General features: G+C 52.7%; 19 protein-coding genes and 3 pseudogenes. 5 read left to right on the top strand and 17 right to left on the bottom strand.

The window, feature by feature from the left end; all coding sequences use genetic code 11:
- Positions 1–56: 56 nt before the first annotated feature.
- From AC2FNC_RS07820 to AC2FNC_RS07760, 13 genes and pseudogenes are all read right to left on the bottom strand, one after another.
- Positions 57–1,589 carry an ammonia-forming cytochrome c nitrite reductase subunit c552 gene (locus tag AC2FNC_RS07820; RefSeq protein WP_496714974.1) on the bottom strand — a complete coding sequence of 511 codons (1,533 nt, stop codon included), beginning with the start codon at positions 1,587–1,589 and terminating at the stop codon, positions 57–59.
- Positions 1,590–1,713: 124 nt separating this feature from the next.
- On the bottom strand, positions 1,714–2,364 hold the full coding sequence (locus tag AC2FNC_RS07815) for a cytochrome c3 family protein (RefSeq protein ID WP_496714972.1): 651 nt from the start codon (positions 2,362–2,364) through the stop codon (positions 1,714–1,716).
- 10 nt (positions 2,365–2,374) lie between these two features.
- Positions 2,375–2,770, bottom strand: a complete 396-nt coding sequence (locus AC2FNC_RS07810; protein ID WP_496714970.1) for a CBS domain-containing protein — start codon at positions 2,768–2,770, stop codon at positions 2,375–2,377.
- A 188-nt stretch (positions 2,771–2,958) separates the two neighbouring features.
- A complete protein-coding gene (gene nqrF / locus AC2FNC_RS07805; RefSeq protein ID WP_170537712.1) occupies positions 2,959–4,188 on the bottom strand; it encodes an NADH:ubiquinone reductase (Na(+)-transporting) subunit F in 1,230 nt (409 codons plus the stop codon).
- Positions 4,189–4,190: 2 nt separating this feature from the next.
- Entirely contained in the window at positions 4,191–4,799 is a 609-nt protein-coding gene (gene nqrE, locus AC2FNC_RS07800) for an NADH:ubiquinone reductase (Na(+)-transporting) subunit E (protein WP_496714968.1), read from the bottom strand.
- Positions 4,796–5,476: an NADH:ubiquinone reductase (Na(+)-transporting) subunit D gene (locus tag AC2FNC_RS07795; RefSeq protein WP_170537714.1), complete on the bottom strand. Its 681-nt coding sequence runs from the start codon at positions 5,474–5,476 to the stop codon at positions 4,796–4,798. Before AC2FNC_RS07795 ends, nqrE begins: the two co-directional genes overlap by 4 nt.
- Before the next feature lie 25 nt (positions 5,477–5,501).
- Positions 5,502–6,284: a Na(+)-translocating NADH-quinone reductase subunit C gene (locus AC2FNC_RS07790; RefSeq protein WP_496714966.1), complete on the bottom strand. Its 783-nt coding sequence runs from the start codon at positions 6,282–6,284 to the stop codon at positions 5,502–5,504.
- Positions 6,281–7,393: an RnfABCDGE type electron transport complex subunit D gene (locus tag AC2FNC_RS07785; RefSeq protein ID WP_496714964.1), complete on the bottom strand. Its 1,113-nt coding sequence runs from the start codon at positions 7,391–7,393 to the stop codon at positions 6,281–6,283. Before AC2FNC_RS07785 ends, AC2FNC_RS07790 begins: the two co-directional genes overlap by 4 nt.
- 114 nt (positions 7,394–7,507) lie before the next feature.
- Positions 7,508–8,905: a Na(+)-translocating NADH-quinone reductase subunit A gene (locus AC2FNC_RS07780; protein WP_496714962.1), complete on the bottom strand. Its 1,398-nt coding sequence runs from the start codon at positions 8,903–8,905 to the stop codon at positions 7,508–7,510.
- A 280-nt stretch (positions 8,906–9,185) separates the two neighbouring features.
- Complete coding sequence (locus AC2FNC_RS07775; protein WP_496714960.1) at positions 9,186–9,503, bottom strand: DUF1622 domain-containing protein; 318 nt, start codon at positions 9,501–9,503, stop codon at positions 9,186–9,188.
- A gap of 180 nt (positions 9,504–9,683) precedes the next feature.
- A pseudogene (locus AC2FNC_RS07770) lies at positions 9,684–9,900 on the bottom strand (IS6 family transposase); the annotation flags it as partial.
- A gap of 198 nt (positions 9,901–10,098) precedes the next feature.
- Positions 10,099–13,143 (bottom strand): efflux RND transporter permease subunit, encoded by a 3,045-nt coding sequence (locus AC2FNC_RS07765; RefSeq protein WP_496714958.1) that lies wholly within the window; start codon positions 13,141–13,143, stop codon positions 10,099–10,101.
- A 2-nt stretch (positions 13,144–13,145) separates the two neighbouring features.
- Positions 13,146–14,405: an efflux RND transporter periplasmic adaptor subunit gene (locus AC2FNC_RS07760; protein WP_496714957.1), complete on the bottom strand. Its 1,260-nt coding sequence runs from the start codon at positions 14,403–14,405 to the stop codon at positions 13,146–13,148.
- A gap of 394 nt (positions 14,406–14,799) precedes the next feature.
- On the opposite strand from AC2FNC_RS07760, the gene AC2FNC_RS07755 reads away from it, so the two are divergent.
- The 4 genes from AC2FNC_RS07755 to AC2FNC_RS07740 all read left to right on the top strand — a co-directional run bounded on the left by AC2FNC_RS07755 (position 14,800) and on the right by AC2FNC_RS07740 (position 21,412).
- Complete coding sequence (locus AC2FNC_RS07755) at positions 14,800–16,065, top strand: MFS transporter (RefSeq protein ID WP_170537720.1); 1,266 nt, start codon at positions 14,800–14,802, stop codon at positions 16,063–16,065.
- 167 nt (positions 16,066–16,232) lie between these two features.
- Entirely contained in the window at positions 16,233–17,363 is a 1,131-nt protein-coding gene (locus tag AC2FNC_RS07750) for a patatin-like phospholipase family protein (protein ID WP_170537721.1), read from the top strand.
- A 404-nt stretch (positions 17,364–17,767) separates the two neighbouring features.
- Positions 17,768–19,003 (top strand): sodium/glutamate symporter, encoded by a 1,236-nt coding sequence (gene gltS, locus AC2FNC_RS07745; RefSeq protein WP_496714954.1) that lies wholly within the window; start codon positions 17,768–17,770, stop codon positions 19,001–19,003.
- Between the two features lie 273 nt (positions 19,004–19,276).
- Entirely contained in the window at positions 19,277–21,412 is a 2,136-nt protein-coding gene (locus AC2FNC_RS07740; RefSeq protein ID WP_496714952.1) for an adenylate/guanylate cyclase domain-containing protein, read from the top strand.
- A 130-nt stretch (positions 21,413–21,542) separates the two neighbouring features.
- Here the strand turns inward: AC2FNC_RS07740 and AC2FNC_RS07735 are convergent.
- The 3 genes and pseudogenes from AC2FNC_RS07735 to AC2FNC_RS07725 form a co-directional block, all read right to left on the bottom strand.
- A pseudogene (locus AC2FNC_RS07735) lies at positions 21,543–21,686 on the bottom strand (IS6 family transposase); the annotation flags it as partial.
- A gap of 97 nt (positions 21,687–21,783) precedes the next feature.
- A complete protein-coding gene (locus AC2FNC_RS07730) occupies positions 21,784–22,206 on the bottom strand; it encodes an ion channel (RefSeq protein WP_170537724.1) in 423 nt (140 codons plus the stop codon).
- Positions 22,207–22,539: 333 nt separating this feature from the next.
- Positions 22,540–22,790 (bottom strand): annotated as a pseudogene (locus AC2FNC_RS07725) (IS6 family transposase); the annotation flags it as partial.
- Between the two features lie 252 nt (positions 22,791–23,042).
- Between AC2FNC_RS07725 and AC2FNC_RS07720 the strand changes: the two are divergent.
- A complete protein-coding gene (locus tag AC2FNC_RS07720) occupies positions 23,043–24,656 on the top strand; it encodes an alpha/beta hydrolase (protein WP_496714950.1) in 1,614 nt (537 codons plus the stop codon).
- Positions 24,657–24,873: 217 nt separating this feature from the next.
- On the opposite strand, the gene AC2FNC_RS07715 is transcribed toward AC2FNC_RS07720, so the two are convergent.
- Entirely contained in the window at positions 24,874–26,343 is a 1,470-nt protein-coding gene (locus tag AC2FNC_RS07715; protein ID WP_496714948.1) for a tannase/feruloyl esterase family alpha/beta hydrolase, read from the bottom strand.
- Positions 26,344–26,721: the final 378 nt, after the last annotated feature.

The raw sequence follows: 26,721 nt of genomic DNA, 5'->3' as shown, positions 1-26,721 counted from the left end.
TGGACTAGTTAGTCAGCCTCGCCAGGCGCACCAAATCGAGACACCAGAAGTCAGCGTCATTGGCTCAACTTGTCTTGCACCCGTCGATCCGCGGCCTGCGTGATGGCCGGTGGAAGCGAACCGACTATGTCATCGGGATCAATTACATCTGGCGCACTGGGAAGCGTCGGATTCATAGTCGGCACCAGATCAATACCATGCTCTGCAGCGACCTTGACCAGGAGCCTTTGACCGTCTTTTGCAACATCAACCGCCTGATCCAGAACCCGGTGCGCCTCGCGCGAGCTGTGCGCTCCGGTTGAGTTCGACGCGCCGATCCAATCCCAGCGCATGCTTGCCCGGCGGTGGAAATCGAGCACATCGGCGAGTTCTTCGGTGATTGCGCGCTCCTGCTCAGCCGTATCGGCAATCTGTGCAAACGGGTCCTTCTTGGCCAGTTCTTCGCGCACCATTGCAATGTCTTCGATCAATGCGAGAACCGCCTTTTCGGCAGTCAAATAGGACGCGATGATGTCTACCTGAATGTCATAGACACGCTGGTACATCTGGTCCCCGGTCATGTCGTTGTGGCAGCTCAGACAATTGTCGATCTTGTTGAGCGGCGATCCCATGGTGTGATCAGTGACTTGCCGGCCATTCCACTCGGTTTTTGGCATGTGACAGTCTACACAGCCCATAAATCTGGAATGGATACCACTGGAAACGACCTCATACTCCGGGTGCTGCATCTTTAACATCGGTGCCTTGGTGACGGCGTGGGTCCAGTCCTGCGCAAAGATTCCAGCCTCGCGCACGTTGTCGTAGTATTCCTCGACCATTTCAAACCGCAGGGGTTGACCCTTAGGCCATTCGGACCAAGGGAAGGTTAGGATTGCGTCCTTTCCCTGGAAATAATACTCGACGTGGCATTGCGCGCAGACGTAGTCGCGCATTTCGCCCGGCGATCCTTTGATACCACTGACCGGATCAGCCTCATAGCCTCGAGTTACCATTGCTTCGATGAAACCCTGCCGGTTCACCCGCAAGCTCATATCGGCGGGGTTGTGGCAGTCGTTACAGGAACTGCCAAGTTGAGCACCCTCAACGCCGTGTCCATAATCGGAACGTAGCTTCTCGATCGTCTCCCAATAAGGCGTGCGATTGAAATCCTCCCAACCCATCTGGTCAGCCAGAACAGGTGCCCATCCACTGTGGCAGTTCATGCATGAACCCGGCTGGCCTTGGAAGTTCGGCAGACCGTGGGCGTTAAGATATTCCTTGTCATTGCGTTTGGTTTCCATCTGGTCAATCTGCGTGTAGTAATGCCCGCGATCCTCATTGAAATCGACGGCAAACGCATATCCGGCCCAGAGCGCTTGTTTTCCGGGATATCGGATCAGTTTGCTGTAAGGGTAGTTGCCGCCGAATGGCGTCGGCGAGTCCATCTCCTTCGTAACCATATACATTTCAACGTAGTCAGGCCAATCGTCCGCCCATGCCTCGATGCGAGGATCCTCGTCACTTGGCCCACCGATCGCGGTGGCAGCAACTAGGACCGACCCAACGGCCGTCGCCGTGATTAGATTTGCTCGCGTAGGATTCCAAGTCATGACGATTCCTCCCTTTGGCTCGCGAACTGCTTTCTCGAGCGATTTCCGAACTTATCAGTTGGCTGCAAGCCAGCGAACTTGGTCCAATGCACCCTCCCAAAAGCAGCCGATATGCAGGGGCAACTCATAGGTCGTGTGGGTTGTGGCAGGTGCTGCATTTCAATGTCTCCAATCGAATGCCATTCTCCTCGAAACCGGCGTGTTTCGTGTTGCCGGAGCCGTGGCAGGTGGCACAAATGTTCTGCTGCTGTGTCACGTCGGCCAGTAAGTTCTCGGTTACGTGCACCTGATGGCAGGAAGAGCAGGACATGCCGCCGTTGTCATGCGCGCTTCCGGTCCAACCGATACCCACCCGGGCACCAGAGGTCTTTTCGTGGCAGGCAAGGCAGGAACTGAACTGGCCTTGCAATGGCCGGCCAACGAAGCGAAAATCATTGAGCGGCGGGAAACCAACACCGCCACGGGCGCTGGAAACATGGAAACTGCCGGGTCCGTGGCAGGACTCGCAACTCTCCTGGCCATAGGGCGTGTGAGGATTGCTCGCGTCCCCATGCGGTGTGTCCGCCATGAGCGTCATATTCGGACCCCCGTGGCAAGACAGGCAGGCTTCGGGGCCAGCACCGGTAAAGCTTGCCTGAGGCAGGTTGCGGACGCTCTGCGCCTTGGTCATGTTGGCGAGGACGCCAAAAGCCAGAACCGTGATCAGAACAGCTGTCACAAAAAAGAATTGGTACGGCTGCCGGTTGGTCCTTGAAGGTTCGCTCCAGTTTCTCATGTCGCACCCATCAACTCGACCACTGCCAGTTCTCGGTCAGGGCAGAGATTATGTCCCGCCGGCTGATCACCCCAACCAGATCGTCGCCTGCCACAACCGGGTAGAGCCTGTGCGGCAGATCCATCAACCGGCGCGTTGTTTCGATCAGCCCATCGTCCGGACCGACGGTTTCTACCTTGCCAGACATGAAATCGCCGACCAGGCCCGCGAATTCGGAGTGGTAGGTGCTCTGGATGACGCCGCGGATACAGTCGCGGTCACTCAGAATTCCAATCAGCGTTCTGTCTTCATCGACCACCGGGGCGTTGGATATGTCATGCTCGTGCATCAAATGCAGAGCTCTCAGGATCTCCGTGTCCCGCGTGAGCGAGACAATGGAACGGGTCATGTAGTCGCGTACGCGCATCTTACGCCTTCCCACCTTCGATTTGAGCGTCGTTCATCGATTTCCTCGGGCAGTCCTTGCGACAGCGCTGACATCCTTTGGGGGTGCAACCAGTCGGCAGGACGTCGCCTCGCATCACTTGAATCACGGCCAGAACCAGGACGTTGCAAAAGATTATGGCTAACGATACAAGAAACATTTCCAATTGCTTACCCTCCGAAATCGTCCAGCAAGATGTTCTCAGCATCAACGCCTTGTGAATCCAGCATATCGATCACCGCGGCATTCATCACTGGCGGGCCGCACATGTAGTATTCGCAATTCTCCGGCTCGGGATGATCGGAGAGATATTCCTGAAGAAGGATTTCGTGAACGAACCCGGTCAGCCCGGTCCACTTGTCTTCAGGCAGGGGTTCCGACAACACCAGATGCCATGAAAAATTTTCATTCTCGCGCGCAAGTTCGTCGAACATCTCGACATAAAACGCTTCTCGCAGGCTACGGGCTCCGTACCAAAAGCTGATCTTTCGTTTGGTTTTCAGGGTGCGCAACTGATGCAGGATATGTGACCGCATCGGGGCCATACCAGCGCCTCCCCCGATGAACACCATCTCGGCAACGGTGTCTTTCGCGAAGAACTCGCCATAGGGTCCGGAGACGACAACTTCGTCGCCGGGTTTGGCGCCGAAAATGAAAGAAGAAACGATGCCCGGAGGTGCATTTTTCGGCGCGTCCGGCGGTGGCGTTGCAATTCGAACATTCAGTGTGATGATGTCGTCCTCGGCCGGGTAGTTCGCCATCGAATAGGCTCGCAAAGTTGGCTCGGTCACGACAGACCTGAGATCAAAGAGTTTATACTTTTCCCAGTCCTCACGGTACTCGTCCGAGATTTCGATCTGGTTGAAATTGAGACTGTAGGGTGGCGCCTCGATCTGAACATAGCCACCCGCCCGAAAGTCGATCTTTTCACCTTCGGGCAGTTCGAGGACGAACTCCTTGATGAAGGTCGACACATTCTCGTTAGATCGAACCTTGCAGGTCCACCTATTGACGCCAAAGACGTCCTCCGGCACCTCGATTTTCATGTCGTTGTCGACGCTCACCTGACACGCCAGCCTCCAGCCCGTAGCCGCATCCTTCTTGTTGATGAAGGATTTCTCGGTCGGCAGAAGCTCGCCGCCGCCCTCAAGCACACGCACCTTGCACTGTCCGCATGTGCCGCCACCGCCGCAGGCCGAAGCCAGAAAGAGATCGCTTTCGCCAAGCGCAACGAGGAGCTTTCCGCCCGGATCCATCGCAATATCGCGGCTGGAGTTGACATTCACATTCACCTGGCCCTGCGGCACCAGACGGGACCGTGCCAGCAACACCAGCACTCCAAGGCTCGACACTATAAACATGAAGAGAACGACCGAGACGATGATTTCGATGCCAACCATATCTACAGCTCGATCCCCGAAATCCCCAGGAACGCCAGCGACATGATGCCAACGGTGATGAAGGTCAGACCCAACCCCTCCAGACCACCTGGTGCGTCGCTGTAGCGCATTTTCTCGCGCAGGCCTGCCAGCGCGACGATGGCGATTGCCCATCCGGTTCCCACGCCGAATCCGTAAACCGCGCTCTCAACGAAGCTGTAATCGCGTTGCACCATGAACAGCGACGCGCCTAGGATCGCGCAATTGACTGTGAGCAAAGGCAGGAAGATTCCCAATGACGCATAAAGCGGCGGCGCGAATTTCTTGAGGAACAACTCAAGGATCTGCACCATTGCGGCGATCACGCTGATGTAGCTGATTAACCCGAGATAGCTCATGTCGAGATCGGGCATACCCGCCCATGACAATGCGCCAGGCTTCAGAAAAAAGACGTAAATCAGATTGTTAAGTGGGACGCTGATGGTCTCCACGACGATCACGGCGATCCCCAAACCAATAGTCGTGCGTACTTCCTTGGAAACTGCCAGAAAGGTGCACATCCCGAGAAAGAAAGACAGCGCCAGGTTCTCGATCAGTACCGCCCGCAGAAAAATGTCGAAAAGCTCGGTCATGAGGCGTTCTTTCCCACCAAGTCGGGGTGTTGCTCTGGCCGCACCTTAACTTCATTGTACTCAGGGGACTCCATCTGCTCGCGTTTCCACGACCGAAGGGCCCAGATAAGAAAGCCAATGATGAAAAACGCGCTGGGCGGAAGAAGCATCAGTTGGTTCGGGACAAACAGACCGCCATCGGTCGCCGTTTGCCAAATCGTCACCCCAAGAAGCGTACCGGCTCCAAAAAGCTCGCGGATAGTTCCGACCGCGACAAGGACCGCCGTATAGCCGAGCCCATTTCCGATGCCATCGAGTAGGGACATGCCGACGCTGTTTTTGGCGGCAAAAGCCTCGGCACGCCCGAGAACAATGCAGTTGGTGACAATGAGGCCGATGAAAACCGAAAGTGTGCGCGCAGCATCTGGGGCAAAGGCCTGCAGAACTTGGTCGACGACCACAACGCCCGTAGCAATAACGGTCATCTGGATAATGATCCGGAGGCTAGTCGGTATTATATGGCGCAGCGCCGAGATTACACCGTTGGAGAAGGTGCAGACCGCGGTAAGCGAGATGCCCATGATCAGAGATGTGTAAAGCGAGTTGGTGATCGCCAGTGCGGAGCACACACCCAACACTTGTAGAAGCACAGGATTGTCCTCGAACACGGGGCCGAAGAGTGTTGATCGGACTGTCATCGTCTGTCCTCCCACATCATGTGTGTCATCGTTTCGGTGGCTCCTCTGAGATTTTCGAAAGGAACGCGCCATATCCGTGCGAACTGAACCAGTAGCGCACCAGATTGGTCACACCGTTGCCGGTGATCGTGGCGCCAGTCAGACCATCGACTTCGTAGGCAGCGGCGGCAGAGGAAGGGCTAACATTGCCGCTAGATATCCGGAACCGTAAGTCGCCGCCGTCGCCGAACAACTTGCGGCCCTGCCACTGAGTCTGCCAGCCCGGGTTTTCGATTTGATCTCCCAAACCAGCGGTTTCGGCCTGTTCGTAGAAGCTGACCGCAGCAATCGTGTTTAAGTCGTTCTCCAAAGCGATGAAGCCGTACATCGTCGACCACATGCCTTGCCCGCTGATCGGAAATATCACCCGCCTCAATTCCTGGTCCTGCCAAACGAGATAGACGACCTCATGGTTGGCGCGGCGACCCAATCGCGCGACATCCTCGGCAGCCGGAATCGCGGTGCTACTTTCCAAATCGTTGATTGCTGACCGCGTATCGATTGAAGCTGGGTCGACCTCCGCCGCGAATTCACCTGTCCCGAGGTCCACGACCCGTGCATCGAGCTGCTCGACAACCTCAAAAATGGTGTTGTCGTCGGCGTTTTGGTCCACGAGTCCCGTAAGCGCCACGACATTGCGGTAGCGCTGTAAAGCTTCGTTGCGCTCCTGTATTGGGCGTAAGGTGGTTGTCGACACGCTGACCAGAATGGCGCACACCAGTGCAACGCCGGCCAGAACCGCGAGCGAGCGGAGGGCGTCCCGGTTCATTGCTTTTTCTCCTGTCGGATGCGTCGCCGCTTGATGTTACGTTCAACCACAAAGTGGTCGCACAGCGGCGCGAAGATGCTTGCCAACAAAATCGCGAAGACAACCCCTTCGAAATAAGCGGGGTTGGTAAGACGCACGATGACCGTGACGACGCCGACCAATATACCAAACGCCCATCGACCAGTTCGGGTTGTGGCAGCGGCGGTTGGATCCGTCGCCAGAAATACCGTGCCGAACGCCCAGCCGCCCAGGACGGTGTGCCAGTACCAAGGCATATTCAAAGCTGCAGACTCCGTCGGTGCAACCATGGCGACCATACTGACCGTCGCGACCAAGCCTACCAGCGAACCGGCCATGATCCGCCACGAGGCGGAGCCGGTCGCCAGCAGAAACGCCGCCCCCAGAAGGCATCCCAAAAGCGAAGTCACCCCAAAAGGTCCAGGTTGGTTGCCAATAAACAAAAGCCACCAGCTGTAATCGACCGAGATCAGCGCCGGGACACCGCCTTCGAGTATCGCCAATTCTAGAGTGGTCGGCTCTTGATAGCCCGCCAGAGGAATCCACACTCCCGGTCCGTGCAGGACACTCGAGTATGAAAAGAACAGGACGCATATGCCCAGAATAACCGGGCTCACGAGATAGCGCCCGGTTCCGCCGAAAATCAGCTTTCCGATCACCATCGCGGCAGTCATGCCGTAGAATACCTGAAACAGGGTGGCGGTAGGGGGCAGGATCAGTGCAAAAAGCCAGGCGATGCTCAGAACCCCTTCGTCTAAAGGTCGCTTGCGGTGGGTGGCGAAGAGGATCTCCCAGAGAACGCCGATAATCAAAGCGGCCAGAAAGATCGGCAGGAAGTAAAGGAACCCGTGCAGCCAGCACGAAAAAATGTTCTCCGGTTCGATTGGCAGCCCGATGCCTTCGATCAGTTCCGCACGCCAACCTGACAAGTTCTGGATACCTGCGATCTGCATTCCGACCGCGATTTGTTCTCCGACATTCCAAACGCCGATAATCCAGCAAGGCAGAGTGGCGACTATGAACCGGTTGAGAATTCGGTCGATGTTGTTGGCATCCCGTACATGTGGGGGCGACAGGGTCCGCATCGTCATGCGCCACCCCAAGCGGCCGCTTAACTCCCTGAGCAGATCGAGATTGTCCGGTTCAGGTCTGCTTCCGGTTCCCACTCTTGCGTTCCTATCTGGTCTGGGAGTCGCCATGCCGGATCAACCGTCTCTTTCGATCGTTTGCAGATTCCGGCGCAGCACCGACGCATAGTCGTTTTTTCCCGGACAGATAAAGGAACAGAGAGCCAGGTCCTCTTCGTCCAGCTCCAAAGCTCCTAGCGCCTGGGCCTGATCCGTATTGTGGATCAGAAGCGACTTGAGCAATGGTACCGCCAAAATATCCATCGGTATCAACCGCTCAAATGCATCGATCGGCACCATCGCAGACGCCCGTCCGTTTTGATTTGTCGTGAAGTCCGGGCGGCCAAACGCTTTTACAAGGAGATCGCCGAATGCGTACCTGTTCTCCCGCGGTTTCGCCCATGGCCGCCACCGGCTTGGTTGCATTTCAGGAACTGCCGAGATCTGCAGATGGTATCGGCCGAGGTAGGCTTCGGCCCCGCGGGCACGCCGGCCGCTCAGCACACATCCAGAGATCAGCCGGGCCGGCTGGTTCCCCGAAGTCGGCGGTGAAAGCTCATCTGCTGTAAGCGATGGAAGATCAGCGCCAAGTCGGGTACGGACCATCCTGGGTCTTGTGAAGCCGGTGCCCCCTAGTGCAACAACGCGTTCGGTCCAGATGCGCCCTTCGTTGATGAGCTTTCCGATCGCAATGACGTCCTGATATCCGATATGCCAGACCTCGGATTCGGTCCCGACAGGATCCAGATGGTGAATATGGGTGCCTGGCAGGCCGGACGGATGCGGCCCCTCAAAAACGACATGCTTTATCGCGGAAGACACCCCGACAGGTCCCGACCATCCGGTTCCGGTGCAGAGGAACACCATCTCCGAAGCCAGACCTGCTACCAGTTCCAACCCCCGCTCAAAATCGTCCCGGTAACTTGCCACGACCGTTTCCGGATCTCCGGAAAGCGGGCGCGTATCGCAGGCCGTAACGAAGATTGATCTCGGCTGGGCGTCTGATGCGGGGACGCGACTGAAAGGCCGTGTGCGAAACGCTGTCCAAAGGCCGCTCTCCAGAAGGCGGGTCCGCAGGGCGTCGCTGCCCTTGTCTCCGCCACCCGGGTTACTGGTGGTCGCGTCAGATTCGCTGGTTTCATCAACGTCGATGACAACCGACTTGAGCACACGGCGCTCCCCGCGATGGATATTGGCAATCGTACCACTTGCAGGCGCGGTAAAAAGAATGGCCGGATCGCGTTTCTGTTGGAAGAGAGGCTGACCAAGCCTAACTCGATCCCCTTCGGCGACCAGCATTTTCGGGTCCAGACCGATGTAGTCCGCTCCGATGAGAGCTACTTTACCCGACCCGGCTGCATCCTCTATGACTGGCGCAGGGGCGCCGCCAATCGGAATGTCGAGTCCCTTGGTAATTTTAGTGTGCTGCGACAGCTTGTTTCCCCCCACGGCAAGCCAATGAGTCTGGCTTCGCACGGACCGCTATGCCAGAGCGAAATCCTCCCCTTTGGCACAACCGGAACGGCTGCAGTCAAATCTGTGAACCGGCGCCAGCCTGATGCCGGGCTAACTCAAAATCGTATTTTTGGGCTTGCCCCCAGTCAATACTTCAGCGAGCCGAATTGGCTCAGTTTCGAATGTTGGCTTAAGGCGAATCGTCGACGCCGGCAACACTGGTATCGGCCGAACTCACTGCAACGGCCCCAAGAACTCCGCCCCTATTTAATGAGGGGCAGTGCTGAGGGGGAAACCGCTCTTATTGCGGTGCGTGGCCCTGTTTGGTCAATCGCTCGAGTTCCTTGTCGAGGAAGTACGCCATGAAAACCCGGATAACGACGACGGCGGCTACGATACCCAGATCTTCCAGCGTCCTGCTGGCGATGCTGTGGAGCACGTCAGAAACAATAAGTAATTCAAGCGCAAGCAATATTAGCCGTCCGAGGCTAATACGGATATCGTGGGTTAACTGCTCTGGGTTCTTGCCTTTGAAATACGATTTCACGGCAAGAACGACTATTGTTAGGATCCAGACGCCGAGAAGCGCTACAACCAGAAGATCGATGATGTCTGCCAAGAATTCGGCTGCGTGGTGGACGAATGGCACGATTGGACCCGTTCATTGGTTTCGTTGATATACTATAGCTGTCCGGATTGACGGCTAAAACGACGAAATCTATGTGATCATGCCTTCCCAATTTGAAAGAGCTGTCAGACGGATTCGAACTCGTCTCTGTTAGGCCAGTGACGCTGTCCTTTATTCCATGCCAAGTTCGCGCCACTCGGCAAGATCGGCGCTGCGGGTCAGCTTGAAGGTGTCTCGGCTGGTGAGAGATCGTTCCTGGTTGAGTGGTTGTAAACGAAGAGTGAATGGCCGCGAATTTCTGCAAACTTCGCATACGCGTGAAACGCTGGATCGCAACTTCTCGTCGTCGGAACGGCAGGTGAGAGTTCTCAACCCGGTTGTCGAGCCACCAAGGTCTTCGACATTCCAAAGCGAGAGTGGAAACCGAACGTATAGCATCACCGCCAAGCGGATGATCTCGGGACTAGACTTGAAATACTTGAAAGTGGAAAGTTTATTAATGCCCAAACGCTACGCAAACCCCCTGCCCCGCTCAAGCAAAGTTAATCTGACAAGAACTTTTGCGGCTACGATTAAGTTACAGTCGTTAAGTTGCGGTTTCGAGTTCATCTATTCTGAAGAAGATTGAGTAAAGAGTTGGGACTATAATCAGTGTAAGCACAGTCGCAAAACTCAAGCCGCAGATGATCACCACTGCGAGTGACTCGAAAAACGGATCCCACAGCAAAGGCATTACTCCAAGAACAGTAGTAAGTACTCCCAGTGACACTGGGCGGACGCGTAGAACAGCTGAGTCGACAACAGCCTGTAGTCGAGGTTTTCCACCAGCAATCTGAGTGTCGGTTTCGTCAATAAGGACGATAGCGTTTTTGATTAGCATCCCCGTTAGAGACAAAATACCCAGTATTGCCATAAATTCGAGCGGGGTTCTGGTTGCCGCAAGCCCCCATACGACTCCAATGAGAGCCAGAGGTACCGTCAACCATATGATCAGTGGCTGACGGACTGCGTTAAACAAGAAGAAAACAACGACAATCATCGCTCCGAACCCAAGCGGCATAGTCGAAGCCAAACCGTCGTTTGCACTTTGCGAGTCCCCATACTCACCCCTCCATTCAAGAGAATACCCACTTGGCAAATTGATTGCCTCTACAAGTGGTCGGACTTGAGCGAAAAGGTCGCCTGAGAGGACTTCTGGTGCATTATCGGCTTGTGCGGTGATTGCAAGCTTGCGGTCAATGCGCCTAACGTTCCCAGCTTCGAAAACAAGATCAAATCGCTCAACAACTTGGGATATTGGAATGTACCCTCCGGCTACATCGCTAAAAACTTGGATGTTTTTTAGGTCAGTGATATTGTTTCGGTCTGCTTCGAATGGGCGCATAACTACGTCCAAGAGGTTGTCGCCTTCGCGATAAATCCCTATTGGCGCCCCTACTTGATGCCAGTAAACTGCCCTGGATATTTCCGCTTGGGTTAGACCCAGCCTACGGGTGTTTTCTGTGTCAATAACTGGTCGAATTACTTGCTTTTGCTCGCGCCAGTCGTCTTTTATCGCGATGGCGCCGTTTTCAGCGAATATCAGTTTTGCCTGTTCGGCGAGTTCGCGAAGCACAACGGGATCGGGTCCCGAAAATTCAGCTTCAATTTTCGATCCACCACCAGGGCCCAGTACAAACTTCCAAACTTTTGCATATGAGTCAGCGTAGTTTTGGTTGACCCAAGTCTGAATTTCCGGCTGCAATGCATCGATCTGCCGATAGTCCTCTACATCCACCAAAATTTGACCATAGGCGGGGTTCTGGTCTTCACTGTCGTATACCAACATGAAGCGTAAATGCCCGCTGCCCACGGACAGATTTGTAGAGGTGACACCTGGTAGAGTTAAGAGATGCGCTTCAATCTCTCGCATGTCCTGACTGGTTTGTTCAATGTCGGTTCCCTCTGGCAAAAAGTAGTCCACTACAAACTGTGCCCTAGTGCTGTTGGGAAAGAAGCCCGGCGGTACTAGCGCAAACCCTGCGATCGCAGAGAGAAAGAGCGCGACAACAAGCCCCACAGTAAGGTACCGGAATCGGATCGCATACGCGAGGAGCGAACGATAACCACGGAGAATAGCATTCTCTGCAGGCGGTTTTTCCGAGGTTGGCTTCAGAAGTAGAGTGCAAAAATAGGGCGTGAGCCATATCGCTACCAACCACGAAAAAAGCAACGAGATCGAAATGGTCCAGAAGAGGCTCCCGGCGTATTCTCCAGTGTTGTCCGGTGAAAAGCCAATTGGGGAAAACGCCAACAGCCCTACAACTGTTCCTCCGAGTAGCGGCCATTTGGTTTGATTAACGACAGAGATAGCAGCGTCGCTGGTGGCTTCACCGCGTTGAACGCGGACAAGCGTACCTTCGACAACGACAATAGCGTTATCAACCAGCATGCCGAGCGCAATGATCAGCGCGCCTAGTGAAATCCTTTGCATGTCGAGCCCCAGGAGTTGCATACCGGCAAGCGTGCCTGCGACAGTGACCAACAGAATACCCCCCATGAGTATTCCGGATCTTAACCCCATAAAAATAAGCAATATGCCTACAACGATGATGAGCGCTAGAACCACGTTCATGACAAAGTCGTTGATCGATTCTTTTACCGAAGCAGACTGATCAGAGATTGGCAAAATCTGGATTCCGATTGGTCTTAGGTTCTCCAACTCGTCTATCCGTTGCTTGACGGCTTCGCCCATGTTCACAACGTTTCCGCCTAGGCTATTGGATATTCCAATTCCAATTGCAGGCTGACCATCCCGAAAAAGTAGGGGGCTTGCGGGCTCAACGTAACCGCGCGACACGGTTGCGATATCGGAAAGTCGAAATGATGCACCGCTACTCGGCACAGATACGACTAAGTCTTTAATAGCATCAATTGAGTCGACTGCTGCCGACGGCCGTATCTCTATGCGACGCGAGTTGGACTTGATGGAAGCCGCGGGCGCTACGAGGTTCTGTCCCTCTAGAACTTGCCCAATTTGTTGTGGTGAAATTCCCAGTTCTATTAACCTTGCTGGCGCATATTCCACAAAGATTGCTTCTTCTTGTTCGCCACTTAAGACAACCTTGGAAACACCGCCGACGGCAACCAATTCCCTCTGAAGCTCCTTCGCATACTCGTGAAGCTCGGCTATTGAATAGCCATCGCCAACAATCGCGAAATATAAGGCATACACATCGCCGAAGTCATCGTAGACCTGAGATTGGAGTGCGTTCGGCGGTAAACTTGCTTGAGCGTCAAGAATCTTTGCACGCAGTTGGGCAAATCTTGCGTGAAGCGATGGATAATCGGGCGTCGTGGGGATTGTAAATTCGACGGTTACAGTACTAAGCCCGGGTGAGGAGACTGACTTCACCTCTTCTACCCCTTGGAGCTCTTGTAGAGCATTCTCAATGACCTCGGTGACTTCTTCCGCGACTTCTTCTGCAGTGGCACCCGGATAAGGTGTTATGACCTGAGCTTGCCTGATTATGAACTCAGGATCTTCGAAACGAGGAAGAGTTAAATATGCAAAATAGCCAACCACCAAGATTAGAATAGTCACCAACGCCGAAACTAGGCGCTTCTCAATTGCAAACCTAGCGAGATCCATTTTTACTCACCAACTTTTGTAATCGGCCGAACTACCATTCCATCCTGAAGTTCGCTCAAGCCTGCAGTTACAACCCTGTGTCCTTCCTCAAGGCCCGACTTAACGAACACGAAGTCGTCAAGTATTTCCCCCAGTTCTACTGGTCGACGCTTAACGGTGTTGCTGGATCCATCCAACAACCAGACATAAGGAGAACCGTCGGGGCTTGCCGCTAGTGCTGAAAATGGAGCCACAACCTGTGTGTCGCTTGGCCCGTCTGCTCTTATAATCACGCGCGCAACCATCCCAGGCAGTACCACCAAGTCTTCAGGCGGGGTTACTGACAGACGACCACGATAGGTTTGTGTCGCTGCGTCCGCTTGTGTAGAAAACTCGACAAGGTCTGCGTTCATTTCTACGCCAGGCAAGGAGTCAAACGTAACTAGACTTGCAACATTGTCGAAGCCTATTGACGACATTGCGATTATGTCAGCGCCAGGTAAGTCATAACTTACATCCACGGTAGAAAGATCTTGGATTAAGGCGATGGCTTCACCGGCTTGTACATTTCGGAAGTTGTCCACGTTGCGCTTGGCAATCGTTCCATCGAATGGCGCTCGAAGTGTTGCATCAGAAAGATTGTTTTTTGCCGATTGAATTTGTGTTTTAAGCCCACGGATCGCCGCTTCTGCAGCAATTATCTCTTCGGGCCTCCCACCGACTCGACCAATTGTCAGCCGCTCTTGTTGCGAAACCAACTCGGCTTCTGCCAGACGAAAGGCAGCCTCACGTTGCTGGTATTGCGCAGTAGGGATGACACCCCTCTCCAAGAGCTGAGCTGAGCGGATGTATTCTTCCCGAGCTTGATCTCGTTGGGCTTGAGCCGCCTGAACCGAGGCTTCTAAAGCTGTAATCTCTTCGGGGCGTGCACCTGATCTCAGTACTGCTAAGTTCGCCTCGGCCTCTTCTAGTTGGCTATCAAGTCTTGCCACTTCAACTTCGAAGTCTCGGGTGTCTAGTTGGGCAACAACGCCTTCCTGTACTACGCTATTAGAGGCTCTAATTGGTAATTCTATAATTCGACCACTGACTCGAAAAGAAAGCTCAACTTCCCTCGAAGGGTAGACAATAGCAGGATAAATTCTTTCAAAGTCAGAGGAGGCTTTAACAACAGTGAAGACCTTTGCTGGTCTTATCGTTTCTGTGGTTTCTTGTGCTGCGGTCACGATCGGAAAAGCACCAAGTAAAACAGTCGCGAATGCACCTAGGAAAATCAATTGCATTGTTGTTCCCCTACATTTTCGAAGCCTCTCGCTTATTGCGCACTTGCAAGGGCGCAAGAAGCTTCGTGAGAAAAGAGATTGATTGAACCAACTTTGCCCGCGTCAGAAGGTTTTCACAATTGAATTCGAGCCAAAATGGCTCAACGTAACCACGGGTACATGGACACAGTTTATTGTTGTATTTTTTGCGCAACTAAATGCAGACCAAAATACCATTTTTGCGCAAGCCTGAAGTTCCAATACAACGTTCAGCGGTTTTCGGTTTCAGCAAAACTCAATTTCAGAACCTATGTGAGCAGCGTTATTTTCTGGGAGATACTGCGCCTCTACTTGAGTAGAAGTGAGAAGTAGGAAAAACTGACCGAGACTCGGTGCAACTTGGAGCTTAAGTCCATTGGCAATCAGAAACCAAGTTCTCAATCTTCAATCACTCTTCATATCAATGGCTGCTGTTCAGTTGGCCACTGCTGGATCTGGCACTTTGGTTCCGCTCGCGTTTTCTGAAATTGGAGCATCTCAAGAAGCCGCTTCGATGGCGGCGTCGGCATATTCGGCAGGATTTTTAGTCGGTTGTTTTGTCGTGGCCAGATCCATTGCCGATTTTGGCCACATCCGTGCATTCGCTTCTGGGGCAGCTATTGCAATATCGGTGTCCATTCTATTTTCGGTTTCCACCAGCACACCATTTCTTGTCTTTTTGCGTTTCTTGAGTGGCTTGGCGACCGCAGGGCTGTTTTCGATCGGCGATACTTGGCTCAATGAAACCGCAGAGGAAAAGACACGCGGTAGCGTCCTTGCCGTCTATTCGATTATCGTAGGCATAGTCGCCGTATTCAGTCAGTTTTTGGTTTTTGTAGTGCCTGGCGATATTCGAGAGGCATTTACCTATGTCGCTTTGTTTTACTGCATATCGGTTGTGGTTATCTCAACTACTCGATCAACGCCGCCCAACAACGACTCCATGGTACCTATTCGCGCGCGCGGATTGTTCAAAGATGCACCAGCTGCGGCCGTAGGTGCATTCGCTGTCGGAGTGGTGTCCACAACGCTGTTGAGCGTCGTTCCTTACAACGCTGCTCAGCTTGGGATTGAGATCATAAATGTGGCAATTATGGTTGCCTTAATCTATCTGGGGCGAGTTCTTTTTCAATTTCCGCTTGGTTGGCTATCCGACAAAATGGACCGTCGGGTAGTAATCTTAATTGCTTCGGTCACTGCAACACTTGTTCTTTTTGTTATGGGGATTCTCGTCGACGTGGACTACGACCATAGCGTTAATTCATTCGACTACGATTCAATCGGTTTCGTAATCCTTTCCATCATACTGGTGTTACTGGGCGGCAGCTTGCTCACCCTCTATTCTTTGCTTGTGGCGCACGCCCTTGATCGAACGGTTCCGGTCTTTGTCTCTTCGGCGGCGGTAACTATGCTATTAGTTTGGACATTGGGATCCATAACCGGTCCGTTGATCGCGAATGCCGCCACCACCTACTTCGGTGACATCGCGCTCTATTGGGTGAATTTTGCGGTCATGCTGTGTTTTGCTTTGTATTTGGGGCAGAGGATATGGTCAGTTGAGCCCGTGTCTCGTGCCGAGCAGACATCTCACACCGACGTCCTTCCAACCAGTACAGAAATGGCCCCTACCGAGAAACGGTAATTGGATGAAAAGTACGTTTTCAAATTTTAAGCGAAATTTTACCGCGACCAAAATGATGGAAGCACACAATGCGCGCCTAAGGTTGAAACGGCGATCAAGAGATATGGCACAGGTTAATGGTGTTGGGGCTTAGTCGAAGAAGGTTAGTCGTGGGGGAGACGGGACGCATGCATTGGAGAAAGCTCTTTGTTTTACTGCTGCTTTTCCAAGTGAGTTGCTCAAGTTTTTCGAGGACTCCAGTAAGCGCCCCTGATCTCCAGAACCCTCAAGTTCCGGGCATCGAAGGTGCTCGATATTGGGCCGATGTCGCGCCAGCCAATTTAAGTGAGCTTCTCGAAACCGCTCTACGCCAACGACGAGCATCAGGGATTTCTTCTGATTACACCCTGACATTGTCAGGCGGTGGTGAAAATGGAGCCTTTGCCGCCGGCATTCTTACTGCATGGAGCGAAGCCGGTACTCGTCCAGAGTTTATGGCAGTCACAGGGGTTTCGACGGGTGCGTTGGCAGCGCCCTTCGCCTATCTGGGAAGCGATTATGACGATGAACTCAAAAAACTCTATGGTGGGCTGCCGTCGTCTCAGATTTTTAGAGGAAGGTTCATTACTGGGATCCTGAGCGGTTCTTCCGTGAAGAATTCTGAGCCACTAAGGCAGCTTATTGAAAGCTACATTACTGACGATTTTCTAGCAAAAATTGCTAAAGAACACCGTCGCGGACGGCGTTTGTTAGTTCAATCGGTCAGCTTGGACGCACAAAGGCCCGTGCTTTGGGATTTAGGCGTCATCGCTAATAGCCAGTCACCTAATGCAAAAAAGGTATTCAGCGACGTGCTACTAGCCTCAGCCTCAATACCAGGCGTTTTCCCTCCCGTTCTAATCGACGTAGAAACTCAGAATGGTGTCCGAGATGAACTTCACGTCGATGGCGGTGTCTATTCTCAAACCGCTTACGTGCCCGGATGGGATATTCCGAGGAAATTTGCTAGCGGTGGCAAGTTGTATGCGATCCGAAACGGTAAAGTTGAGCCAGAACTAAAAGTGATAAAACCGGGGGTATTCCACGTCTCTAGACGCTCGCTTTCTACACTTATCAAAGCCCAAGGCGTAGATGATCTGAAGATTGCATACAAACTTAGCCGGCAGAGAGGCGCTGAATACCAAGCCACTTGGATCGGAACGGATTTCGACTTTCCTTTAGCTGAGCCTTTCGATCCAGAGTACATGCGGGCGCTGTTTGACTACGGCTATCAGCGATTTAACTCGGGGGCACTCTGGAGCGATCGACCTCCTAGATGAACTAGAGAATTGCTGTCTACCACGGCCGAACTCGGCGGGCTGGCCACAAATTTTCCTCTTCCGCAATTTTCTAGAACTGTCGGTGAGTGAAGCTGAGCAGGATTAGAGACCTCTTTTGACCTAAGACGGTGTAAGAATGTGTTTTCTCGTCCGCGATAGCAGGAGCTCCAGCAACAGCAAGAAAGTCGATAATGACAGCGCACTTGATCAAGTACTTCACGTCGATAACCCTTTAATTCTTCATAGATTGGATACTTGTCTTCAGGATCAGCCAAATCTAGCTGCAGGATCGTTTTGTTGCACCCTCGTTCGATCATGCTCTACCATCGGGCCATATTTTCTGGTTGCGTCTGTGCAGCTCGTTCAAGACTGAATAGTGGTGCGGCGAAGTTAGGAGTCTGTTCATGGCAGAACCGATAGTGGTGGACAGTTTTATTGCTGTGACTCTGGGTATCGTTGTGTACTTTCTCGGATCAAGGCTCACAGAGCAGTTTGAGCTTTTACGCAAGTACTCAATCCCCGAACCAGTTTCAGGGGGCTTACTGGCAGCACTAGTGACGCTAGGCGTGGTGACTGTGACCGGGCGAGAAGTAGTTTATGATCTGGCTTCGCGCGACTCTTTGCTGATCTACTTCTTCACCACAATTGGTCTTAATGCGAGGTTCTCAGACCTAGTTAAAGGCGGCCCACTTCTGGGCCTTATGCTTGTTTTGACCATTGGGTATATGTTTATCCAGAATGGAATAGGCGTTCTCGGAGCTTCACTATTTGGGTTGCCATCTCAGGCTGGTGTGATGATGGGGACAACATCTCTCATCGGTGGTCACGGTACAGCCATAGCGTGGGGCCCAGTTGTAGAAGAGCAATACGCTGTAGCGGGCGCGGCAGAACTCGGCATCGCTGCTGCGACGATCGGGTTGATAATGGCAAGCCTGATCGGTGGTCCAATCGCCAGTTTCTTGATCGCCCGTGACCAACTAGAGCCAAGTGCGAAGGAGATAACTGCGGCTACCAATTCCAACGAAAAAGGCAGTGAGTTGGTCACTTCAACCGATCCAAATGGTGGTCCGACGAATCCAGGAATGATGAGAGCCATTCTTTGGACACATGTTGCAATTGTGATTGGTTACATTGCAGATGAATCCTTGGAACTTACTGGAGCAAACTTGCCACTCTTCGTGCCATGCCTTCTTTCTGGTATTTTACTTGCAAACCTGACGCCCAGAGTTTTTCCAAAGATCAAGACACCAACGGGGACCGCCTCTTTACAACTATTGCAAGACTTTTCGCTAGCGGTGTTTCTTTCAATGTCGCTAATGAGTATGCAACTTTGGACTTTAGCGGGCTCCGCTGGGGTTTTAGCCGTTACGATGACGCTTCAAGCTGCCGCTGCTGCAGTTTTCATTATTTTTGTAGTCTATCGAACGATGGGGCGTAACTACTTTGCTGGCGTGATGTCGGCTGGTTTCGCGGGTTTCGCTCTTGGAGCTACACCAACGGCTATCGCAAACATGACTGCTGTTACGCACAAGTACGGCCCGTCTCCGCTTGCCTTCATTGTGCTTCCGTTGGTTTCAGCTTTCTTTGTCGATATTGCTAATGCATTTATCATCCAAATGTTCGTTTCGAACCTACCTTAGGGTTTGTTGAATTGAGTTTTATAGCCAAAAGACGACAGTTGTCACCAAAGCAATAATGGAGAGGAACGTCGTTGGGCACCGGTTGTGTCGCGTTGCGACACGCTTCATGCCGTACTTTAGTATTAGGTTTTGGTGAACCAAAAGTGCTAAAGGAGCCAAGGAAGAACACTAATGCCAATACTTTTTTCCTAAGGGAACAATTTCTTCAAGATTTTCATTTTTGATACGACGAGCGGCTGGACTTCTATTGCCACATTTCAATTAATTGCCGGTATGAAAGTACGTCTCCATATCGGTGTTGCGACGTTATTCACGTTTCTGACATTAGTCGTAACAGCAATGCTGGTTGCCATTCTTTATTTTGGCAACAGAGAACTCGCCATTCGTACCGCGAAAGAGCGGATGGCCGAGGCCAGAAGTCAGTCAGTCGATGAGATGTTAACCGTAATACGCGGAGCGGGAAGTGTCGTATCTTCTGCATCTGTCTTTCTTTCCAATTTTTCGGAAGATGCTGGCTCAAGTGCAGGTTTGGACGTGCTCTATTCGCAGATGCAAGGCAATGAGCACTTTTATGGCCTGTATTTTGGCGAGGAAAAATCCGGAGACTTTTTTCAGAATATAAACCTTCCAAAACACTGGAAAACTTTTGGACCGAGCGCCTTGCCAGTACCGGAAGGAGTAGATCGCGTCCAACGGACAATTTCCGATCAATTTGGCGAACGTGTGGAAACTTACTTTTGGTCCAATGGCCGTTCGCTGGCCACGCCATTTCTTAGTGGAACCACTGTCTACGATCCTCGAACACGCCCTTGGTATCACGGCGCGTTAGAGCAAAGCGGCGTTTACGTCTCGCCACTTTATCAGTTTGAGAGCACAGGACGTCTGGGTGCGACGTTCTCAAAAACCGTAGTTGACGACGAAGGAAGATTGCTTGGCGTCGTTGCGCTCGACATAACAATATCGGCACTTTCGCAAATCCTAGATGATATCAGGATCGGCGAATATGGTTTGGTTTTCATGCTAGATCGCGAAGGTCGCCTACTTTCGTACACCAGCACGCGATCCGAAGGTGGAGAGCCGCGCTTCGTGAGCTCCAGTACGAACGAGTCAATTGAAGGCAATAGCAAAATTATTGACACTGTCATTGATAAATGGCGATCAAGTCAGCAGGATTTTTTTCGCATAGCTCCAGCATCCGATGGGAGAAACTATATCACATCTGTGATGCCAATCCCTGAAGTCTTCGGTGCCCAACCTACGCTCGGGCTTATAGTGCCGGAAGATGAGTTTATCGGAGAAATAAAAAGAAACACGACTCGTGCCATACAAATCGGCGTATTTGCTTTGGTTCTGGCTGTCGCATTTACCTTTGTTGTCGCCCGTCTATTGAGTAAAAATCTTGTGCGCGTGGCGACGGAAGCGAGAAAAGTCAGTAACTTTGAACTAAGTGAGAACTTGAACCTTAAATCAAATATTCAGGAAGTCGCCGAACTTGGAGCAGCCATTGCAAGTATGAAAGCAGGATTGTCGAGTTTCGGTGCGTTCGTACCAAAGGAGCTGGTGCGCTCTATCCTTTCAAAAGCAGAAAGAATTAGCGTTGGGGGAGAAACGCGCGACGTGACCCTCATGTTCGCTGACCTCAAAGGGTTTACGCGCCAAACCGAGGGACTTGAACCCGAAGTTCTAATGCCTGCTTTGTCCGAGTATTTCGAAGTAATGGAAAAAGAAATATCCGGTAATCAGGGTACAGTGGACAAGTACATTGGAGATGCCATTATGGCTCTATGGAATGCTCCGCTCGATGATACTGATCACCCTGTTCATGCTTGCCGTGCAGCTTTGGCGTGTTTACAGGCTGAGGCGAAACTCAATTCCGATGGTGGAGCGTTACCGTTACGTCCGTTGCACACGCGTTTCGGTCTGCACACCGGTCGCGTAGTCGTAGGTAACGTTGGGTCCCTCTCAAGATTGCAATACACTGCTCTCGGTGCTGCCGTTAATTTTGCCTCCAGACTGGAAAGCTTGAACAAAGTTTATGGTACAAGGATTCTTGTATCGGCAGCTATAGCTGTTCACGTTGAAAACAAGTTTCTGCTACGCGAAGTTGACTTTGTAGTGCCTGCTGGAACTAGTTTACCTAGCCGTATCTTTGAACTGATTGCAGAAAAAGACGATAAGAGTGAGTTTTCGAAGAGGGCAACCACGGAACGCGAACTCGAAGAATGGCGTGTATGCTATACCTTATATCAGTCTGGAAAATGGAGTGATGCATTAGACGCGCTACGGTCGCATCGTAAAATCGCCACTAACAAGCTTCTTGTGGATACCTTTGTCCAACGATGTAAAAGTTTTGCATCGAAACCTCCAGACTTTGACTGGGATGGCATTTATCGTTTCGACATGGAATAAGAGAAGTCTGCCACAACCTAGCCCTCGGTAGACACTGCATTTTGCAATCGGCACTCATACATAAAACTGAAACCAACTCGGAAGGGGCTAACAAGCCATTTCGAACTAGTAACTAATAGACCAAAGAACTGTTCCACCAAAATCGAATAGTTTCGTGACTGACATTGATGCCACGTTCATGCAGTAGATATTCAACTTTCCGCAGCTAAAGAGGAAGGCGCGAATACATCATAACTGCCAGATGGATTATCCCCGGGCTGGTTTTTAGTATCAAATGGAGATTGTTGTGTCACGGCGGGAGGGTACTGGACCACACTGCACGTCGCAATTCCCGTTAGTCTGACAATACACTTCTAACAAGGCCTATATAGTTAGAGCCGCCAATCTCGGATATAGCGCAATGAATCGGTCAATGCGGCTGTCATGAGGCCGAACATAAGAAAACCATTTGCTCCGGTCATGCCTCCCAGAAGGCGATACTCGATAGGGACGAGCACGTCGCCCAGCCCTAGAGTCGTGTAAGCAATCAACGAATAATAAAAGGCTTCCTCCAGCGACGAGAACACTCCGATCCATCTGAAAACAAACGCCCAAAGCCAGATCCCAACGGTTACCATTGCCATCGCCGAAAGTATTATCATCATGATAATCAGAAATGGTTTGGTAGGGGTGGTCGAACCTTTCAACCAAGATTCCATACGTTCAACCAATTCGTTCATGGCCCACCAAACCAATACGCCGCAGATCAGGGACAACAGGGTCATGGCGGAGCCAACAGCCAATTGATACAACATTTCACTTTGCCTATTTTGCTATTCAGAAATCAACTCAAGGGTTCGCGTCGTCAACGAAAATCTGATCCGACATCGCTTGTTTGGCAACTAGCTTTGAGGAGTGTTCGCAACTCGTTTTGCGGGGAATCGCCTGGAAACTGAGAACCCTGCACTGGCCACAGTGCACTTGGATCCGGACAGAGGCATCCACGCGGCACAACGTGTTTTTTTTAGAACCTGCCAACCGGTCTGTTATGCGTTCCCAAACCGCAAAAGCCGCAGCTAACCATGTTCAGTTTGTCACGGTCTATAAGCTGAACTACGCAGTAGGACTAATGCAGATTGTTTCCGAACATCCACGTGCCATTTCCATTTCGAGAATGCGAACAACTGCTGGACTCGCATTCTATGGATTTCAGAGGCGAATGACGGCCCGCTTCGTTTCCACTAGAACCGCACTGTCTCGTGGCTAACGTCGATGCCGCGTCCGTTCAGCTGATCCTCGACGTTCTGTAGCGAAAGAGGAAACCGGATGTACAACATCACCGCCAGACGAATGATCTCAGGGCTGGTTTTGAAAAACATAAATGCGAGTGCTTGGTCATGGCGAGACGCTAGCAAAGCCCCTGCCCGGCTCAAGCCGGTTTAATCTGACAAGATCTCTGCGACCATATGTGCTTCCCCGGGGAAATAGGCCGTAATATCTCCGATGCTTGGGATACCCCGGAACTTGCACAGTAAGCATGGCCCATCGCGCCGCGTTTCACTAAACTGTTCGAGTTGTCTTGGTACGTGGAGGAAAAATTGTGCGGTGGATAAGACCACTGATTGCCGGAATATCCCTCCCGTGCCTCCTTTTGGGTCTTCTGTTTTTTGCGGCTTCACTGACCCCCTCGCTCATTCCGCGCGAGCCGTTGGTTCAGGGGTTGTTGGGCGGGATATTGGTGGCGCTTGGCTACCTTCTGGGGCGTGTGCTCGAACTGATTTGGCTGGCCGCTGATTTGCCGCGCATGCGCGGACGATTAGCGCTTGTCGGCAACCTTGTCTTTGCAGCCCTTGTCGCCGGAATTGCGATATGGGCCCTGACCTTCAGCTTTGAATGGCAGAATGAGCTACGCGCAAAGATGGGGATGGAACCTGCAGATGCAAAGCACCTGGTGCAGATCCTTTTGACAGGGGCTGGAACCTTTGTGCTTTTCTTTCTGATCGGCGCTTCCGTGGCAACCCTGTTCCGATGGGTCAGGGACCGCTTCTATCGTTTCATGCCGCCGCGCCGGGCCAATGTTTTGGGGGTTGTGACAGTCGCCCTGCTGCTCTTCGTTGTCACCCGTGACGGCATCTTCGACCGGGTGGTCACCGGCCTCGATGAAAGCTTCGAGGCTGCTCAGATGCTTTTTGATAACGCGCCTGACTTGCCGGAACGACCGGATCAGGCCGGTTCCGAAGCGTCTCTGATCGACTGGGCCGCGATGGGTCAGCCCGGCCGGGATTTCGTCCTGGATGGCCCGGACGCCGAAGCGATATCCACCTTCACAGGCAAGCCCGCGCTGGACCCTATACGGGTCTATGTCGGCCGGGCAAACGGCGAGTCACCGCAAGAGCGGGCCGAACTAGCACTTGCCGAGCTTAAGCGGCTGAGGGCTTTTGATCGGGAGGTTCTGATCGTCACTAGCCCTACAGGAACCGGTTGGATGGACCCGGGTTCTCACGATCCGGTGGAATACATGCACAATGGCGACATCGCGACGGTTAGCGCACAGTATTCCTACCTACAATCGCCGCTGGCACTGGTTCTGGAAACCCGGACCGGCCTCGATCAGGCAACCGCGCTTCTCGAGGTGGTACACTCCTATTGGCGGACGCTGCCAAAGGATCGCCGCCCAAGGTTTTACCTGCACGGTTTGAGTCTTGGTGCTTGGTCGTCGATGTACGCCACAAACTTCTTCCGCCTTGCCGACGACCCGATCGATGGGGCCTTTTGGGCCGGCCCGCCGTTTCCGTCAAGGTTCTGGCAGCAAGCGCAGAACGCGCGCGAACCTGGCAGTCCATGGGTGCTTCCAATCATTGGGAACGGATCGTTCGTCCGATTTGCGTCACACTTCTCGGATGCCTCTCAAGCCATCGCGGACTGGGGGGAGATGCGGATCGTATTCCTGCAGTATTCCAGCGATCCGATCGTTTTCTATGATCCGAGCTCGCTTTGGCGATCACCGCCCTGGATGAACGAACCTCCCGCCGAAGATGTTTCAAAGCACCTCGTCTTCATCCCGGTAGTCACGCAGTTTCAGTTGGCCCTCGACATGGCGTTATCTTTCGGTACGCCGCCAGGACATGGCCACGCCTATTTTGCGCAGGATTACATCTCTCCCTGGGTCGAGGTCACGGCCCCCGAGGACTGGACCACTGCTGATACCCAACGGCTGAAAGCGCATTGCAATATCGGCTACCAGCTTGGATGCCGGAACCGGTGAACCGGTCTTAATGTTCCCTAATCTGTCTTGCGAACTCGGCACGGTGCTGTCAGACGAATTCGAAATCGTCTCTGTTCATGAAGAACAGCCGTTCCTTAGCTCCTCCAAATAAGGGCGGGTTTACGGGTCCGATTGCCCGCAAAGCAGACATTCAACGAATTTTGGTCAATGTCTGCTCTGCGGACGGAGCGGTCATTCAAAATTCGCCCGAACAGCGTCAATCGCTGGTACGACATGAAAAGCTCGACGGGTCCCGAGGGTCACCATTGCCGTCATACTTTGCTAATTCAGGATAGGCGCAAATGGGTCTGGCCCCAACTGGCTGAGCCTGATCGTCTAGCCAATAGGCGATGATCTCGTCCGGTGCTTCACCCGTTTCCGCCCAGTTGTCGATCTCGGTAAGGAAATTCACCCACGACGGGCCGGGGCCACCAAAACAGTGCTCCACTCCGGGCATCATGAACAGTCGTACATCCTCAGCGGCACTAGGATCATGTGCCAGGACGTCGTCATAGTAGCCAACCATAGCCAGCCCGGATTGTGCGTTGTCGGACCAGCCGGAATACAACAGCATCTTGCCACCGCGCCTACGAAACTTGGACAGATCGGGGTTCGTTGCATTTAAGGTTTCCGCTGCTGCTGACGAATCCCTCGCGTAGGTTCTGAAGTCAAAATTCTCGTATGTCCAGGTCGGGTCGTGATAAACGAAATTCTGCATGATCCCATTGCCGAAGCTGAAGAATGCGTTCGGCGAGACCGGAGCCTCGAAACCGCCAGAACCGACACCTTCCTGAAAATCTCCTTCAGCTTCCTGATATTTTAGTCCACCGGTCAGCCAACGACTCCAGCCGCCTTCGGCAGTCTCACCGCCAAACGGAAATCCGTAATAAAGTTGATTTCCGTCAGCGTCCTTTGGTCCTTCGTAGACAACTTTAAATGCCGCTATTTCCTCCACGCTCAAACAGTCTCCGGTTTTTTCAGCCTCGCATTGCAGGCTGGTCACGTCGAATTGGCACTGACGCGGGTCATTGAGAATACCGTCCTCGAGCCCATCAAGCACGTCGCAAGCAGCCAGATAAGAACTCTCGACCAATTTTTGGGCTTCCCGACCGACAACCGCTTGCTCCAAGTCCTTGGGATCAGGGTACATCACCTGATTGATGCTGATCGCCTGCATAGCTATCCCTGTCCAATCAATGGCATAGGCCCCTGCGGCGACCGCGTCAAAATCCTCGGGATAACGTAGAGCGGACATGATAGCCTGACCTCCGCCACGCGAGCAGCCCGTAAAGTAGCTGCGGGAGATCGGCGTCTCGTAGTAGGAGTTTATTAGGGCTTTGGCCGTAACCGCCGTTCGGTGTACTGCCAGATGTCCAAAATTGACCAAGGCCTCCAGATCGTTAAGAGCCCAGCTGGCATCTGCGGGATGTCCCTGATGTCCGGTATCGGTGCCGACCGTCGCATAGCCAGATTGGAGCGCTCCGTACAGAAGCGCCGTGTTCATCACTGATCCGACAAAACCGCCACCGCCGCCCATGACGAATTTGCCATTCCAGCCGTCTGGTAGAAGAAGCTCAAAATATATCCTGCCGCCGATCACGCCGTTGACCGAGCAATGCGCGGCCGGGTCCTCCGAGGCCTGCACGACAAGATAGTCGACATCAGGAAGCGGAATGAGCGCGTCCAAGTTACACGCCGGTTGGCCCCAAGCGGATAGAGGGGCGTGCAACGCAAAACCTGCCAGGACGATTTTTGCAAAAGCTTTTAACATGCCTTCCCCTTCTTCTTGGATTTGCCATTGGGATATTAACCTCAAACGGCAATCGTAAACATGGGGCTGTGACATAAGCTATACTGAGCTTTTGTCGCCGTCTGTGATACGTATTCTGAAAGCCCGCAAGGGGCTCAAATCGGCCATCTGATTCTTTGTGTCGAATGACGTGTTCTGCACATTAGGCGGATAATCGGGCGGCAGCTTCCGTTCAAATTGGAACCCTGATTTAAAGGCGGCAGGAAGATTGTCCATGTTGATTCTGTTCTGGCTTGACCAAGAGCACGCAAATCG

It is taken from the genome of Ruegeria sp. BHSA123, assembly GCF_059613425.1.
This window is presented reverse-complemented; position numbering and strand designations above follow the sequence as displayed.